The 16,303-nt window shown below is 35.1% G+C and carries 13 protein-coding genes; 7 read left to right on the top strand and 6 right to left on the bottom strand.

Annotated elements, in window-relative coordinates:
* The first annotated feature begins 241 nt into the window (after positions 1-241).
* The 4 genes from AsAng_RS28765 to rpmF all read left to right on the top strand — a co-directional run bounded on the left by AsAng_RS28765 (position 242) and on the right by rpmF (position 3,733).
* Positions 242-1,009 (top strand): hypothetical protein, encoded by a 768-nt coding sequence (locus tag AsAng_RS28765; protein WP_264790611.1) that lies wholly within the window; start codon positions 242-244, stop codon positions 1,007-1,009.
* A 551-nt stretch (positions 1,010-1,560) separates the two neighbouring features.
* Entirely contained in the window at positions 1,561-2,742 is a 1,182-nt protein-coding gene (locus AsAng_RS28760; protein ID WP_264790610.1) for a TlpA disulfide reductase family protein, read from the top strand.
* Positions 2,743-2,928: 186 nt separating this feature from the next.
* The gene (locus AsAng_RS28755) at positions 2,929-3,477 is read left to right on the top strand and encodes a YceD family protein (protein ID WP_264790609.1); all 549 of its coding nucleotides are present in this window, start codon (positions 2,929-2,931) and stop codon (positions 3,475-3,477) included.
* Between the two features lie 22 nt (positions 3,478-3,499).
* Positions 3,500-3,733, top strand: a complete 234-nt coding sequence (gene rpmF, locus AsAng_RS28750) for a 50S ribosomal protein L32 (RefSeq protein WP_264790608.1) — start codon at positions 3,500-3,502, stop codon at positions 3,731-3,733.
* 414 nt (positions 3,734-4,147) lie between these two features.
* Here rpmF and AsAng_RS28745 read toward each other — a convergent pair whose 3' ends face one another.
* The 4 genes from AsAng_RS28745 to AsAng_RS28730 all read right to left on the bottom strand — a co-directional run bounded on the left by AsAng_RS28745 (position 4,148) and on the right by AsAng_RS28730 (position 8,288).
* The gene (locus AsAng_RS28745) at positions 4,148-5,071 is read right to left on the bottom strand and encodes an alkaline phosphatase family protein (RefSeq protein WP_264790607.1); all 924 of its coding nucleotides are present in this window, start codon (positions 5,069-5,071) and stop codon (positions 4,148-4,150) included.
* A 430-nt stretch (positions 5,072-5,501) separates the two neighbouring features.
* The gene (locus AsAng_RS28740; protein WP_264790606.1) at positions 5,502-6,200 is read right to left on the bottom strand and encodes a LytR/AlgR family response regulator transcription factor; all 699 of its coding nucleotides are present in this window, start codon (positions 6,198-6,200) and stop codon (positions 5,502-5,504) included.
* A gap of 34 nt (positions 6,201-6,234) precedes the next feature.
* Positions 6,235-7,287, bottom strand: a complete 1,053-nt coding sequence (locus AsAng_RS28735; protein WP_264790605.1) for a sensor histidine kinase — start codon at positions 7,285-7,287, stop codon at positions 6,235-6,237.
* On the bottom strand, positions 7,284-8,288 hold the full coding sequence (locus AsAng_RS28730; RefSeq protein WP_264790604.1) for a hypothetical protein: 1,005 nt from the start codon (positions 8,286-8,288) through the stop codon (positions 7,284-7,286). The genes AsAng_RS28735 and AsAng_RS28730 overlap by 4 nt, the downstream gene beginning before the upstream one ends.
* A gap of 230 nt (positions 8,289-8,518) precedes the next feature.
* Here AsAng_RS28730 and AsAng_RS28725 point away from each other — a divergent pair, with 230 nt between their 5' ends.
* Positions 8,519-9,208 (top strand): DUF2461 domain-containing protein, encoded by a 690-nt coding sequence (locus AsAng_RS28725; protein WP_264790603.1) that lies wholly within the window; start codon positions 8,519-8,521, stop codon positions 9,206-9,208.
* Between the two features lie 83 nt (positions 9,209-9,291).
* On the opposite strand, the gene AsAng_RS28720 is transcribed toward AsAng_RS28725, so the two are convergent.
* Positions 9,292-10,683, bottom strand: coding sequence for a dipeptidase (locus AsAng_RS28720; RefSeq protein WP_264790602.1), 1,392 nt, complete (start codon positions 10,681-10,683; stop codon positions 9,292-9,294).
* 77 nt (positions 10,684-10,760) lie between these two features.
* On the bottom strand, positions 10,761-11,759 hold the full coding sequence (locus AsAng_RS28715; protein WP_264790601.1) for a sugar phosphate nucleotidyltransferase: 999 nt from the start codon (positions 11,757-11,759) through the stop codon (positions 10,761-10,763).
* Positions 11,760-12,605: 846 nt separating this feature from the next.
* Between AsAng_RS28715 and AsAng_RS28710 the strand changes: the two genes are divergently transcribed.
* Together AsAng_RS28710 and AsAng_RS28705 are read left to right on the top strand one after the other, a co-directional pair.
* On the top strand, positions 12,606-13,724 hold the full coding sequence (locus AsAng_RS28710) for a methylmalonyl-CoA mutase family protein (RefSeq protein WP_264790600.1): 1,119 nt from the start codon (positions 12,606-12,608) through the stop codon (positions 13,722-13,724).
* Positions 13,725-13,791: 67 nt separating this feature from the next.
* Entirely contained in the window at positions 13,792-15,627 is a 1,836-nt protein-coding gene (locus AsAng_RS28705) for a vWA domain-containing protein (RefSeq protein WP_264790599.1), read from the top strand.
* Positions 15,628-16,303: the final 676 nt, after the last annotated feature.

The following is a 16,303-nucleotide window of genomic DNA, read 5'->3' as shown; positions in this document are numbered from 1 at the left end:
AGGTTCGCCCATTGGATACCAATGCAATAGCTTTTATCTTTCAATTAAAAATTGTATCTTGGAGGAGAACACTTCATAGATTTTATTTAATTTTGTTGACTATCAATTTTTTATTGTATTCTAGAACCATTTACGAACGAAATATTCAGTTTTAAATACAATTTATGAACGAAATATTCACGCCCTTTTTCAACGACTATGCACTCCACTAAAATTTTACTTATAAATTAATTGCGCAACAATGAAAGATATTTACTTCTTTTCGATAATTGTTATCGTGTTTAATAGTGTTTTTGTAGGTTGTACTGCTGATATGCCACTCAACATAGAACCTGACCAAGCAAAACTAGAGGTTGTAGATACCTTAAAAACAAGAACTTCAGAGGATCATAAAAAACGGCTTTCTGTAAAAGAAGCCTTTATTAAGCTATCTCGCAAAGAACTCGTCTTGGATGGAATACAAAATATGTCGTCAAAGGATCGTAGAGATTTGCTTCAGCAACAAGAAACCGATAACTATCATCTAGATTGGGTGGGCAATTATTTACAAATAACCGAAAAGGCTGCCAACAAGGACGATGAATATGAACGAATGGAGCAGATTCGACTAGCAGTATTCAACTCCATCACTCAAAAAGATATTCTTTTTGTTTCGCAAGAATTGATTGATGAACAACGCCATAACACACAAATTGTAGATCAGGCTTTTTTCCAATACAACAATCGTCATTGGGAAAACATCAATTATCAACTCCCCTTGATCACAACTCAAACTTTTTTAAACCAAGACAATAACTTAAATATTAACGAGAATCATATTTATTTTAACCTAAAAGCTGCTGACATTCACTATTTACAAGCACATCTTAACCACGAAAATTATCTTAATAAAGATGAAATTGCTCAAAACGAAGCGTATAAAGTTGCTCTTATCTGGACGGGCAATAATTTTAGATTAAATCGTCAAGCAATCGTTCAGTATGATATTAGTGAACGACATCCTCGCTAATATTTGTAACAAAATACTTACGGAAATCTTAAAAATAGGTTATTTCAAAGAATCTATCATAATAAGTTCGTATTTTGCATGTTTTCCAAACTTCATTACTCCGTTAAAAAATTGTACTGCATTATTGCATGAGTGCTGCGCAGTTGATTATTAGTGTTGTTTGTTTTGGTGATTTAAAATACTAAAAAACTGATAACCTAGCTTTGCTAGCTCATGTAATAATCAATATAGTGCATGAACGCAGTGAACTGGGCATGCTTGTAGCCAAAGCTATAAAAGCGAAGGCACTGTTTTTTACGTTTTTTACTAAAAAACTATCTCATGACCGTAGGGAATAATCAACGGAGTATTAAAATTTATTACCTCTTTTTGTAAACATCTTACTAGAACCCTGTTGTAGTTAAGGTAGAATAGAAGGTAATACCACCGCAAGCTTTTTGTTAAAAACAAGTACTTTTTCAAAGTCTAATACGATTTTTTTAACGAAGTAATGCAAAATTGTTACAGTAACCTTATTTATTAGCCGCTTTAATACAACTGGAAATTTAACCATGAAAAAATATTACATCTTGTTTTTGGTTTCAAGCATCCTAATCAGTTGCTCAGACACTACGACTAACTCTACTACCACAGATACCAACACTGGAGATAAAACAACAACAGCTAGTGCCAGTCCTGTGGCCAGCAATACGGTCAAAAAAATTGAAGGAACTCCAACAACGATAAAAGGCACAATTACTGGTCTTAAAGAAGGGCAAAAAATATTTTTTGACAAAAAAACATTGGATGCTACAGATGTAGTGGGTACAACACTTTTAGATGCAACTGGCAATTTTGAATTAAAAACAGGTATCAAAACTCCTGGTATTTACAGAGTTCGCTTAGGAGCTAAGCCCGTTTATATGCTGCTCAAAGGGGGTGAAAATATTGACATCACTGCAACAATGGATGGTTATAAAATTCAAGATTATAGCTTGACAGGAAGTTTGCATGCCGAAGAAATGAAGACTTGGAATGCAGACCTTGACGCTAAGAAAATCAAGTCTTACTTGGAAGAAACAGCGGAAGAAAAACCTCTATTGCACCTTTATTTGGTAGAAAAATTGGACTTGGTAGCCAATATTAAGGTATATAAAAAGGTATTGGAATCGCTCAAAGCTGCTTATCCCAATGATCTTTACACCAAACAATTTAATTCTAAGGTTTTATCTATGGAGGCAAAACTTAAAGCGCAACCTGTAGCCGTTGGCGCTGAAGCTCCTGAAATAAACTTGCCCAACCCTGAAGGAAAAAAGATTGCGTTAAGCTCCTTAAGAGGAAAAGTTGTTTTATTGGATTTTTGGGCAAGTTGGTGCCGCCCTTGCCGCATGGCTAACCCCCATGTCGTACAACTATACTCCAAATACAACAAAAAGGGCTTTGATGTTTTTAATGTCTCTTTAGATGGTATTGATGACAAACGAGCAGCAATGTACCAAAACAATCCCGAAACAATTGCCAAAGCTACTGAAATAGAAAAGGGTAAATGGAAACAGGCGATCAAAACAGATAAACTAAAATGGAAAAATCATGTATCGGAATTGCGCAGTTGGAGTAGTCCTGTTGCAGCGCTCTATGGTGTAAATTCTATTCCGAAAACATTCTTGATCGATAAAAAAGGCATCATTCGCTATGAAAATTTACGTGGGCAAGCACTAGAAGATGCCATTAAAAATTTATTAGCCGAGAAATAAATCATTGGAATCTAAAATAGTCTTTTGAGAAAAATCGCTCTTCTACCTCCCCCTTTATTCCTCTATGGATTAAAAAAGGGGCAAAACAATTAGTTTTTAGATTTTTACAAAAGTAATCTGATTTTAATTGCTAGGTTCTATTTTTTTTTCTACCTTTGCACGGCGTTTTCAGAAAAAACTAAGTCAATGAAAGCTCTTAAATCTTTCACCATAAATTTTGCAAGTTTAGCAGATGGTGAGCATTTATTTGATTATCAAATAGATAACAAGTTCTTAAAACATTTTGAAGCAACCTTGGTACAAGAAGGCTCTGTTGATGTTAGTCTCTCACTAATTAAGTTTTTAAATAGTTTGGAGTTTAATTTCAATATTCAGGGTACCGTCTTAACTCCTTGTGATGTTTGCATTGAGGAATTTGAACTGCCTGTTGAAGGGAGTGAACAAATTATGGTTAAAATAGTAAGCGAAATTCCAACGGATGACGATGAATACAATGTTGTTTATCTCAAGGAAGGAACCAGCTCTATTAATATAGCCGAAATGCTTTATGAATTACTCATGTTGAGTATTCCTATGCGCAAAGTGCATCCACTTAATGATGAAGGACAGTATACTTGTGATCCTGATGTTTTGAAATATTTGCAAATAAATGAAGACATTGAAACTTCTGAAGAAGAAGTTGATAACAATGACAATATAAACCCAATTTGGGACGAGTTAAAAAAATTAAAATAATAACGTTTAAATAAAATAAAAGATGGCACATCCGAAGAGTAGAATATCAAAGCAGCGTAAACGCAAACGTCGTACTCACTACAAGATTACAGCTCCTCATGTAGTTAGTTGTAACAACTGTGGTGCTCCTGTATTGAGACACCGCATTTGTGATGCTTGCGGTTCTTACCGTGGACGTACAATTATCGACAAAACAGAAGCTATTGTTGAAGAAGATGTTGAAAACACAATTGACGACGTAGAAGTAGAAGATTAATATTTAATAACTTAGGTTATTATTGATCAACATATAGATAACTCTTATTCCTTATTAAAAGGTCTAAGAGTTTTTCTGTTTCTATCTAGGTCTTTTATTTTTTGGCAAATTATATTAAATATTGGCATAGGTTTTGCTATTAATTAATCATTCAATTAATTATCTTTTTTTTCATTTTAATCCCCTCTCCATCGTCCTTATTTAATAGACGGTTACTTTTGTATGAGATCTACACCAACACTCAAAGATCTAAAGTAGCTCCTCCCCTATACCTAAAAATAATGCAAAACTAGGTCCCTTCTAGTTTTGCATTTTTTATTGTTCAGACTCCAACTAAGTTATAAAGGGAATCTAAAATAGCTAAAAGCTAGCCCAATTTTAAGCCTTACAAAAAACGTTGGGAATACTTGCACACTACAGATTAAGACTCCTCCCATCCAATCCCCAAGTAGTATCAACTGGAACGGACAAATGATCTAGAATTGTAGGCACAATATCAACCAAAGAAGGAGCCACAGGCATTAATCCCCGATGCGTCATATTACGTTTTCTAAACAGCCCCAAAACATGCCCTACATCTGGATGGCTGGCATTGAGGTGGGTTCCATCCTTCTCTCCTCCATGATTACTACTGACTATGATTAACCAATCTTCATTTTTATTGGCTTCCCGCTGATAAATTGCCTCCAGAATAACTCCTAAATGGGCATCTACCTGCTCAATGGCATTGATATAATGTGGAATATCGGGATGAAAGCCCTTAAGATGACCTGCATGGTCAACATCGTCAAAATTCACAAAAAGAACATCTAGATTACAGTCATCAATATAATTTTTGGTTGCTTCTCTTACTTTTTTATCCTCATCATAATCCAGTAGAACATCAGAATTACAAGGAGCGGCTATTTCGTCATTTAAATCCGAATAATGCACAATCGATGCCGTTCTAAAACACGAGTTATAATTTTTTATTCTGCACAAAAAATGGGGATATTGCTCATAATTTTTGCTGCCATAAAAATCGTCGTACACTCCATGTTTATTAGCCCATACCCCTGTTAACAAAGAAGACCAGCCTACTGCAGCCCAAGCATCAGCACGGTCACAATCCACCTCCCAGCTATAACGACCATTTTGAATCAACTGATCTAAATGAGGGGTTGCTGCTTTTTGCACTGCATCAGAACGACAACCATCTATTCCTACTAATAAAACACGTTTGATATGCTGTAAGTTGTCATTTGAACAAGAAGTTGGGCATGTTGCAAGGGTTGATTTTTCACAACTCCCCATTCCCATCGCTACCATTACCAAAATTAATAAAAATGAATATTGCATCCTGTTGATTTTATTGTTAGAAGTTGTTTAAAAATGTTGTTGATTTTATTCACGATGTTCATGATAAAAGTTCGAGATCAAAGCTAGTAGTTATCGGCTTAGTCCATTAATGTACTAACATTAAGCCAGCTCGAAAGCTCGTTTTTTGTTTCGTAGCTATGAACTAACACAAAGTCTGATAGACTTTGTGTGTTGTGAACTGCGAAGCAGCTACGGGGCTAAAAATAGCTGCCGATCCGATGGCTGCTATGGTTGGATCGCAGGTGTTAAGATCATTTTTTAACAACTTCTTAGCCTATAAAATTCGTTTCTCAACCAAAAGTCTGCTAAATTTAGCAAAACATCGAGAAAGTTTATACAAGATACAAATAATGTGCTGAGTAACGCAAAACACCATCTCAACCTTAATGGATAAGAAAATTCCCCATCCTTAAAAACGCTTTCCTTCCAATAATTTATTGAACCGTTCTCGATAGGTCTCACTAATTGGAATCCGTTGATCGCCGATTTTTATTCGATTGCGTTCGATGCTTTCTATTTTGGCTATGGCAACAATATACGATTTATGCACTCGTGCAAACTGATGCGCTGGCAAATAAGCTTCATAGGTTTTGAATCGCTGCAAGGTCATAATATTTCCCATTGTTGTCACCAAACGCAAATAATCTTTCATTCCTTCTATATAAAGAATATCGTTTAGGTTGACCCTTTCTACCCTATATTCTGTTTTGACAAAAATAAAATCTTTTTCTTCCCGACCAGGTTGCAACAACTGATGTTGGATGGTTATTTTATCAATTGCCTGTACAAATCGACTAAAAGAATAGGGCTTGAGCAAATAATCCGATACACGTAATTCATAACCTTTTAAAGCAAACTCACTATAAGCCGTTGTAATAATAACTTGGGCATTTGTTTGTACGCTTTCCAAAAATTCGATCCCTGTCAATTGCTCCATTTGGATGTCTAAAAAGATTAAATCAATACGATTAGAGGAAATAAAATCGATTGCTGATAAAGCATTGTCAAAGCTTTGCAATAAGTTTAGGGCTGGCAGCCGTTCAATAAAAGTGCTTAATTTTTTGCTAGCCAAGGGCTCATCTTCTATTATAATACAGTTAATTTTCATCTCCAAGATTATTTATGTATCTATAAACGCCCGATCAATAAGACAAGGGCAAAGTCAATTGTACCTTATAACGATTATCGGCTGAATTAATAGTTAATTGATAATTTGCTCCATAGATCAAATCTAAACGCTTTTTTACCAAATCTAATCCTACACCGCTATATTTTACATTTTGGTTGGACACTATTTCGTCATAATCATTCTCACACTCAAAAACCAATGTTTCTTCCTCAACCCTTAATTCAATCTGCAAACCATTGTCTTTTTCTCGATTCTTACAATGTTTAAAAGCATTCTCAACAAAAGCAATAAAAAGCATTGGTGCCACTCTAATTCCTTCCAGATTTCCGCTGGTTTTCAACAATACAAATTTTTTATTTTTAAGACGAATTCGTTCCAAATCGATATAGTTTTGAATAAATTCTATCTCTGAGCCTAGATCAATCTGCTCTGTATTAGAATCATAAAGCAGATAACGCATTTGTTTAGATAATTTGATGAGCGTGGCAGAAGCTTGGTCAGGATTTGTGTAGATTAAGGCATCGATATTGTTGAGCGTATTAAACAAAAAGTGAGGATTTACCTGCGCTCTAAACAAGGATAATTCGCTCTGAAAATTAAATTGCTCTAATTTTTTTCGTTGATTTCGTTCGTTGATATACTCTATCAAAGCCCTTGCCCCTATCGCCAACCCCAAACGAAACAGCAACCATATCAGCATCGTAACCTCTATCCCAACCATAATGTCTGGATAGGCAACATCTGGTGGATAAACTTGTTCCATAATTAGAAGTTCTAATATATACTCTCCCAAAAACAAGCCGAGACTCTTTAGCCAATTTATCTTTGTAAGGGGGGATAAAAACAGCCATTTAAATACAAAAAAATAAAAGAGGTAAAAAGAGACTCCAAAACTGAGGATATTATAAATGGTATCGGTAACGATATAAGCCCAAGTTGCCGCTGGATAGATAGACCAAATTAGCTCTGGATTTACTTTGAATACAAAAATAGAAGCAGAGCTAATGGGCAGCACAAAAACCAGCCATAATATCAGGTGAATTAGAAATACGTTTTTGGTTTTCATTCGTTGCTTTGTTCTTGTTTTGAATGTTCTATCCTTGTCCTAAAAGCCTGCCACTCGTCTACAAATAATAACAAGTGTTTAGCCTCTTTCTGCCTTCCCAAAGCCCCCCTAACAATAATGGGAGTTTCAAATTCTAGGCACAAGTTGGGGTATTCCATATCTCCAAGAGGAGACAAATAAATCGCTCCTTCTATCGGCTTAGTTTTATTATAATTACTAACTTGTTTAATATTCGCTAAAGATACCTCTGCCTCTCCTAATGTTCCATATTTTAACCATAGCTTTTGACCATGAATTTCAAGGGGTCTTTTTGCCATACTTCTGATTAAACTAAGTACCTGCAAGCAGGTATAAACGCTCAAAATCGTCACGATCCATGCAATCCATTCTCTCCATAAGGCCAATAAAAAATGAAAAGCGATTGTTTCAACAACTAACAACAGAATTAGCCCCCACAACAAGGTAATGCTGCCGTTTTTCTTGTGATAAGAAAATTGATGCGCTTCTAATTTTAAAGGGCGCCAGCTCCCCAAACAATAATAAGGGATGCTCAATTCAGCTGCCATAAAATAACTTATTCGAGCAGGAAATAAGGTCTGTGTTACCGCCAATAAACGGCTATAAAAATCAGTTTGGGGACTTGCCTTATAAATTTTTCGTGCTTGATAAAGTTTGCTTACGATTACAATTAAGACAAGTATTTCTATCAATGGAAGTAGCCATTTTTTTATTCCATTAAGATACATTTGATGCTCTTGTGGCAAAACCAAAGTTCCAATTATAAGTCCAATTATTAAAACAGGAGCTACCGTTGTTTTTGGGATATTCCGACCATAAATTAGGCAAAAATAAACGAACGGCGCTGTTAACGTTAAATCAGCAGTAATTCCAAATGCCAAAGCATTGTCTAGAGGAAACGCTAAAGCAATAATAACGGCACTAAACAAAATAATTGCTGGACCTAAAAAAATCCATACGCTAGATAACCTAAGTGCTTTCATATACTATTGATTTTTATTGATAGTCGTGAACTATCTAAAGGTAATTTATAACACAAAAATAACCTAAATCAAAGAAAAAAAACGGTATAATCTTCCAAATCGATAATTCTATCGACATCTCAATTTCACATCAGATTTAACTTATTATCCCTTTCCTTTTTTCAAATAATCTAGTATCTTTAATAGGTTTTTAGTCCATCAATTTTATCCATACTTATCCTCTCAATAATATGCAATATTTCACTGAAGGGTTCAACAATTTTTTTAAGGGTTTAGCAGCCAATAATCACAAAGATTGGTTCCATGAGCATAAAAAAACCTATGAAAAAGAAGTCAAACAAGCCTTTGCTAGATTTCTAACCGATTTAATACAAAATATTCGAACACAATATGACTCAACACTAGATCTGGAAGTCAAGAATGCTGTTTTTAGGATTAATCGAGATATTCGTTTTTCAAAAGATAAAACACCTTATAAATTGCATCGTAGCGCCGTTATTTCACAAGCTGGACGCAAAAATATGCAAATTCCAGGTTTGTATATTCAATTTGGAGTAGGCGAAGTTTGGCTAGGGGGTGGTATGTATAAGCCTGATAAAGAAAATTTATTATTGATTCGTGAGCATATCGCTAAAAATCCTAAACAGGTACAGGAGTTATTAGCCGATCCAGCATTTCAACGATTATATGGTACGATTCAGGGAGAACAAATTAAACGCATTCCCAAAGCATTTAAAGAAGCCCATGCTATACAGCCTCTAATTGCCAATAAACAGTTCTATTTTATGGCCGAATATACAGACAATGAGTCTCTGTTGTTGAGAGAGGATTTGATGGATTGGGTGCTGAACCATTACAAAATAGGAAGGGCTTGGAATCAGTTCTTTTCGGCAGCCATGGAAGCAGAAAAAGAAGCTTAGACCCGCATTGGTTCGTTATCAAAACAGCAAGTAGGAGAAGTTGAGGCGTTTTTGCTCAACTTCTCCTATTATTTTAAGAATTCCTATTGAGCAGACATTTCTGTAAAATATTGATAAAAGTAAGGTATGGTTTCTATTCCTTTATAATAATTGAACAAACCATAATGCTCATTGGGAGAATGTATGGCATCTGAATTTAAGCCAAATCCCATCAAAATAGTTTTTACCCCCAATACTTCTTCAAACATTGCCACAATTGGAATAGATCCACCAGAACGTTGAGGAATAGCAGCCGTTCCAAAGGTAGCTTGGTAAGCTTTGTCCGCAGCTTGATAAGCAATCCCTGTTGTAGGTGTTACTACAGGTTCGCCACCATGATGAGGCGTTACGGTTACTTTGACAGAATCAGGAGCTATTTTTTCAAAGTGTTCTTTAAACAGTCTAGTGATCGTTTCAGAATCTTGATTGGGCACCAAACGCATAGAAATCTTAGCATTTGCCTTTGAGGGCAATACCGTCTTGGCTCCCTCTCCTATATAACCACTCCAGATTCCATTGACATCCAATGTAGGGCGAATAGAGCCACGTTCAAGTGTCGTATATCCCTTTTCTCCTTGTACTGCGTCAATATCTAAATGTTCTTTATAGACTTCTAGCGAGAAAGGAGCTTTGTTCATTGCTTCCCGTTCTTCATCCGATACGGTTTCTACATCATCATAAAACCCCTCTACTGTAATGTGACCATTTTCGTCGTGCAAAGAAGCAATCATCTTAGCCAATACATTAGCGGGATTGCCCACTGCTCCACCATAAATTCCAGAATGCAAATCTCTATTGGGTCCCACTACTTCTACTTCTACATAACTCAAGCCACGCAATCCTGTGCAAATAGAAGGCACATCATTGGCAATCATCCCTGTATCCGAAACTAAAATAACATCACAAGCAAATTTATCTGCATTAGCTCGAATAAAAGGTCCTAAACTAGGAGAACCAATTTCTTCTTCTCCTTCTATCATAAACTTAATATTGCAAGGCAAAGCATTATTTGCCATCATGCTTTCAAATGCTTTAACGTGCATATACATTTGCCCTTTGTCATCGCAAGCACCACGAGCAAAGATAGCTCCATCAGGATGTATATCCGTTTTTTTGATCACAGGGTCAAATGGCCCAGACTCCCATAATTCGATTGGATCAGCAGGCTGCACATCATAATGCCCATATACACAAACTGTGGGTAAATTAGGATCTATAATTTTGTCCCCATAAACAATAGGGTACCCTGCTGTTTCACAAATTTCTACATTATCCGCTCCTGCTTCAATCAATTTTTCTTTGATAAATTCAGCCGTTTGTATCACATCTGCTTCAAACTTAGAATCTGCACTAACAGAAGGTATTCGCAATAAATCTAATAATTCATCTAAATAACGCTGTTTATTTGCCTCTTGATAAGCTTTTAACTGTTCCATTTCTATAAGATGTTCTAATTGTATAGTCCAAAGAATACTTCACAATGTCACTTGTTAAATGATCCTAAATCGGACTTTTATGAAAAATCTATTTCTGTATTATCACCAATATTCAAACTTAAACTTAACCCTTTGATGGAGGCATCGCTACCAATAATTGATTTTTGGAGTACAGCCTCTTCTATTAGCGCATAACTACCTATGATAGAATCGCTAACAATCGCATAATTTAACACGGAATGATCACCGATACAAACATTTGGACCAATGATAGAATTTTTGATTTGGCAGTTTTCTCCAATACTGACAGGATGAACGATAATTGTATTTTCGAAGGCAGGAATATTTTCTGAAGCATTCCCTTGCCGTCTCAGCAACATTGCATTGGTATCCAACAAAATATCTTTTTTACCACAGTCATACCAATTGTCTACCTCAAAAGTAGTAAACTTCACGCCCATTTCAACCATTCTCATTAACGCATCACTCAGCTGATATTCATCAATCGTTAAAATATTATTGTCTACAATATATTTTAAGGCCTCTATAAAATCCGCAACTTCTGATATTTTGTACAAGCCCACTAATGCCATGTTTGATTTTGGGATACGAGGCTTTTCGACAACACGCCTGATGTACCCGTCATCTCCCAATTCTACAACCCCAAATTCCCTTGGATCGTCCACTTTTTTTACCCCCAAGCAAGAATTAGGTTGCTGCATTAGGGTTTTGAGATTCCCCTCAAAAATAGTATCTCCTAATACAATTAAAATTTCTTCCGAATCCTCATAGGCCGAAATTGCAGTATACATAGCATGTCCCAATCCCAGCCTCGCTTCTTGATAAACAAACGTTATATCCAAGTCAGGGTAACGAGCCTCTATATAGTTCCTTATTTTATCCCCCAAATAACCAATGACTAAAATAAATTCTGTTATTCCTCCTTCTGCCACTAACTGATCTATAATAGAAGCAATTAAGGTCTTTCCTGCCACGGGAATAAGTGGCTTAGGTTGAGTATAAGTATGTGGTCTTAAACGGGTTCCAACTCCTGCAACTGGAATAACAGCTTTCATTATCTATTTTTTTTTTCATTAAGACAACCCAATAGCTATCTATAGATTAGACGTGATACGAATGCATTTTATCAATTCTGTTTCGCAATAAAGTCTATTTTATCTAAAAATGTTTATTTTATTTTTCTGAGTATAAGACAAACTATAAAACAAAGTGCCCACGAGCAAAGCAAGCTAAACAGATAAAGGATACTTATAAAGTACCGTTTAAGCTAAAACTATGTTTCGATCTTAGATGCTAGACCGCTTTGCTCCTGATATAGTTTGCCCTGTACATCGTTTATTTTTAATAACCTAAGAATACATTTGATTCTTTTCCACTGAATCCAATAGCCGTTTCGCTCAAATTTCAAAAATACATTAACTTCAATTTGCGTTAGGTTAAAGCAAATTTAACGCTTTTGTCAAGGGCAAAAGAATCTAATCGTTTTTTATCCCCTTATAATACAAAAAAACCAACATTATCTGACTTAAAAAAGTATACGTTTAAGATTAAACTTTTAATCTTTTTATTTGTAGAAATGACAAAGATAGCAACAAACATACAAAAACTTAACAACCAATAAATTATACTCCAAAACAATAATTTTTGTATTATAAACTAATCAAAGAAAACTTTTTCAATTCCATAAGAATTTGTATTTTTGCTGATCAAAGTTGATATGAGAATTCCCCTTAGATTTAAAGATAAAGCAACATAGCAAAAGTTAACTTTTTTATAAAACAATTGATGATAATTCTACACAAATTTGAACTTTGTCATTTAACGAAAAATTGATCTACTCTTTGTGTTTAATCTACATACGAAACTAAAATAGACGTTCTAGTAAGGAATAGAAATAAGTTATGACAAAGGAAATCACAAATATGGAACATACACAGAATCTATTTCAAGAATTTGAAGCTGTAACAACTGAAGATTGGTTGGCTGCTATTGAGAAATTTTTGAAAGGCAAACCAGTAGATAGTTTAAATTGGGAAATCGAAGATGAGCTTGTTATCTCACCCGTTCATCGCCAAGCAACCACGACTACTCAATATTTAGGCAGTGCAGATTTAGCCATCAATAACAACTGGAATATATGTGAAGCCTTTTTGATTCAAACGCCTTCAGATTATTCAACAGTCAATCAATTAATCCTAGATGCTTTATCCAAAGGAGCTAATGCGCTAATTCTAAATTTTGAACACTTTCCCAGTCTTAACGAATTATCTTTATTATTAAAGGGGGTATTGCTGGATTTGGTTCATATACATTTTAAAGGAGCCGCCCTTCTTTCCAATACAAAGGTGTTTTTGGAGCATCTAGCCCAAATCACCAATGCCCAAGCCCTTAATGGCAGCTGTGATTTTGGTAATATTACAAAAGAGGAACTTTTGCTCTGTTCTGATTTTTGTGCTACAGCAATTCCAAATCTAAAATTGATTACGATCGCAATCCCCAATTCTTCCAGTACAAGTTTGAGCCAAGCGATTGATACGGCCAATCAATGGATACTTTTTTTATTGGATAAAGGAATGAATATAGAACAAGTTACACATCTTTTACGTTTTGAATTTAATATTGGAGAACATTACTTTGTTGAACTTTCTAGTATTAGAGCCTTCAAACGACTTTGGCTTGGCTTATTAGAGGCTTATCAAGCTCCTAAAGCATTATTCCCTACCCTTCATGCATCAACGCTAAGTGACCAGCATGAAAATCAGTATTGGAATATGATCACAGCCACAACACAAGCAATGGCATCGGCGATTGCTGGTGTTAATAGTATCTATGTTCGTCCTTGTAGTGGCTTAAACCAAGCCGATGATTTTACTCGTAGGATTGCTCGTAACGTACAACACTTATTGCAATCTGAAAGTTACCTAAATCGAGTAATTGATCCTGCTTCTGGAGCCTATTATATCGAAAATTTAACGGCTGCATTAACAAAAAAAGCTTGGCAGCAATTTTGTGAACTATAAACCTAAACACCAAATTACAGATTGATGTTTCTGCTGATGTGCAAGATATTGTCAGCAATAATCCAATATGGCAAAAAAAATTTTATACAAAAAGATACTATCCCTTATTCTAGTATTTTCTTTTGGTCTATCTTATGTACAGGCTCAAAATCAACGCTTATCGAAATCAACGTATAGAGCATTAAATAACTATATTAGTTACTCAAATGAAGTGTCCCATGCGCTCAACTTAATGTACTTTGATTTCCTTAATATTAATGACCAGTTCTATCATTATGTTGAAGATAGCATTACAACAATCCGTTATACAAAAGAGGACATCTTAACGAATGCAGAGTACTTTCCGATTTACCCTAAAGATTTATACCCTAACATTCTTGATGACAATATTTACATCCCTTATGACAAACGAGGCGCTCCCCTCCAATTAATTGGCAAAGTGGTTAATGTCCTAAAAGAAATAAATAATACTCGTTCATTGGTTGAGCGATATATATCATCTGGTGATTACCTACAAGACACCAACTTAGTTCAAGGTTTTAAGTGGCTGCGAAGAGTAGAAGTCTTGTACTATGACATGTTTACCCTTCAAGAAAAATTGCACTGGAATCTCTCATCCATTATTCAAACCTACAATCAGCCAGAAATAGATAGTAATGCTTTGCGAACCATGCAAGAGCTACAGCCTTTTTTGAAACAAATCAAATTGGTCATTAAATCTATTCGGGCAAATGATGGGAGTAGTTCTCTAAATTATAATTGCCTAAAACTAAATGAGTTCATTCGGCGTCTCGACTCAAAAAAAGATCAAATTCTACATGGCTTAAAACGAACTCCAAATTCGCTGCATTCTCCTGAGCAACGATTTGCAGCCTTACTAGATAGAGCAAAAAAGATCCTAAAATCAAGCAATGAATACAAACAAGCTCCCCTTTACCAAAAGGAGCAATTCAAACCTAATTATTACTATTACAACATCCATTTGTTAGATAATTATAATCGTGCAGGTAATGGTGCCGCAACTCTGTTTAATAATTTTATTAACGACAATGATGTTTACTGGCTTTATGAACATGAAATGCCGCACATGTTCGAAGTACTTTATCCAGATATTCCAGAATATGAGCAGTATCAGACTCCTGACATTGACATTGAACAATTAATACAAAAAAAGCTTCAAGAAAAACGTACCTCGGATAGCCTTGCTCAGGTAAAATCAGATAGCATTGCCCTAGCTCAACATATAGCAGATAGTATTGAGTATCGCAAAAATAATCCTGAAATTGGAGATATGAATTTAAATGGTTTCGCTACCAATAATTTAGTCTTCTTATTGGATATATCTTCTTCTATGAAGGATACGAACAAACTTCCCTTATTAAAGGAAGCACTTGTTCAGTTACTAGATTTGATGAGAGCAGAAGATAATATCACCTTGATTACTTATTCGGGCAAAGCACAGGTTGTCCTCCCTCCTAGTTCGGTCACTTCTGAAGCCAACAAAAAACAAATTTTGTCCATCATTGATGGTCTAGCTTCTAGTGGCATGAGTGATGCCAATAAAGGAATTCGACTTGCCTATAAAACCATAGAAGAAAGTATCATCAAAAATGGTAATAATCGAATTATCATGGCCACAGATGGTGGGTTTAAGCTTAACAATCGAACCAAACAAATCATTAAGCGAAAAACAAGGGATAAAGATCCTGTTCGACTGAGTGTTTTTTACTTCTCTCAAAAGGAATACACCCACCACAAAGCACTATTGGAAGACCTCAGTACCATTGGTGCTGGAAAATACAGTTATATCCAAAAAGAAAATGCCAAGAAAATCTTGGTCATTGAGGCACAGGAAGTTAGAAACAAAGGCAAACTAAGAGCGGGACAAAAAGCCAATAATTGATCCCTTTTATCCCTAAAAAAAGATAGGACTGTTAAATGAGCATTATATGTTTACTTGTTGTATTTTATTTATACAATAAAATTGCCCCATATTGTATAGATGATTTGCTCATACCGCTGTAGGCAAGCCTCAGTACTTTCAAACAACTTCCATACAAATAGTTCCCCATTTCACTCAAAATTGGCCTTATTTACATTAATTTTACAATGCTTCCTCTATTTCCCCTGCCTTGAATTCTCATTTCGTGAGTATTTTCTTACCTTTCAACTTTAATTGAAATAATAGTTTTCTGCTTAGAAATGCCTATACAGATCGTATAAACAACTAAGCAAAATTATTTATCGTTAAATTCCGCTCTTTTTGGGTGATTCAATAGAAAACAATTTATTTTAGTATATAATACTTCGTGTTTTTTAGTTTTTCGATAAAAACCACCTTAAATTAACTTAATTAGCAACACATTAGGATTTTAAACAACAAAAAAATATTTTACTGATAACCTACTCATGTAATAATCAGCCTAATGCGTGCTACTACGTGGTTACTAGGTGAGCCTTAGGGTTTCCTACGAAATAATAAGTGTACTAAAATTCCAATTATTTTCCTTGGCTAGCCTCAATTTTCTTATGAACTATATCTCTGTGTATAGTGCAAATAATGATTAAACACTCAAATA

Source organism: Aureispira anguillae (assembly GCF_026000115.1).
GTDB classification, from domain to species: domain Bacteria; phylum Bacteroidota; class Bacteroidia; order Chitinophagales; family Saprospiraceae; genus Aureispira; species Aureispira anguillae.
This window is presented reverse-complemented; position numbering and strand designations above follow the sequence as displayed.

Bases quoted from the DNA above. Each gene is read 5' to 3' on its own strand.
- AsAng_RS28745 (WP_264790607.1), bottom strand. From the start codon at position 5,071: ATGCAATATTCATTTTTATTAATTTTGGTAATGGTAGCGATGGGAATG.
- AsAng_RS28735 (WP_264790605.1), bottom strand. From the start codon at position 7,287: ATGAAAACCAAAAACGTATTTCTAATTCACCTGATATTATGGCTGGTT.
- AsAng_RS28730 (WP_264790604.1), bottom strand. From the start codon at position 8,288: ATGAAAGCACTTAGGTTATCTAGCGTATGGATTTTTTTAGGTCCAGCA.
- AsAng_RS28710 (WP_264790600.1), top strand. From the start codon at position 12,606: ATGACAAAGGAAATCACAAATATGGAACATACACAGAATCTATTTCAA.
- rpmF (WP_264790608.1), top strand. From the start codon at position 3,500: ATGGCACATCCGAAGAGTAGAATATCAAAGCAGCGTAAACGCAAACGT.
- AsAng_RS28725 (WP_264790603.1), top strand. From the start codon at position 8,519: ATGCAATATTTCACTGAAGGGTTCAACAATTTTTTTAAGGGTTTAGCA.
- AsAng_RS28705 (WP_264790599.1), top strand. From the start codon at position 13,792: ATGGCAAAAAAAATTTTATACAAAAAGATACTATCCCTTATTCTAGTA.
- AsAng_RS28715 (WP_264790601.1), bottom strand. From the start codon at position 11,759: ATGAAAGCTGTTATTCCAGTTGCAGGAGTTGGAACCCGTTTAAGACCA.
- AsAng_RS28760 (WP_264790610.1), top strand. From the start codon at position 1,561: ATGAAAAAATATTACATCTTGTTTTTGGTTTCAAGCATCCTAATCAGT.
- AsAng_RS28765 (WP_264790611.1), top strand. From the start codon at position 242: ATGAAAGATATTTACTTCTTTTCGATAATTGTTATCGTGTTTAATAGT.
- AsAng_RS28755 (WP_264790609.1), top strand. From the start codon at position 2,929: ATGAAAGCTCTTAAATCTTTCACCATAAATTTTGCAAGTTTAGCAGAT.
- AsAng_RS28720 (WP_264790602.1), bottom strand. From the start codon at position 10,683: ATGGAACAGTTAAAAGCTTATCAAGAGGCAAATAAACAGCGTTATTTA.
- AsAng_RS28740 (WP_264790606.1), bottom strand. From the start codon at position 6,200: ATGAAAATTAACTGTATTATAATAGAAGATGAGCCCTTGGCTAGCAAA.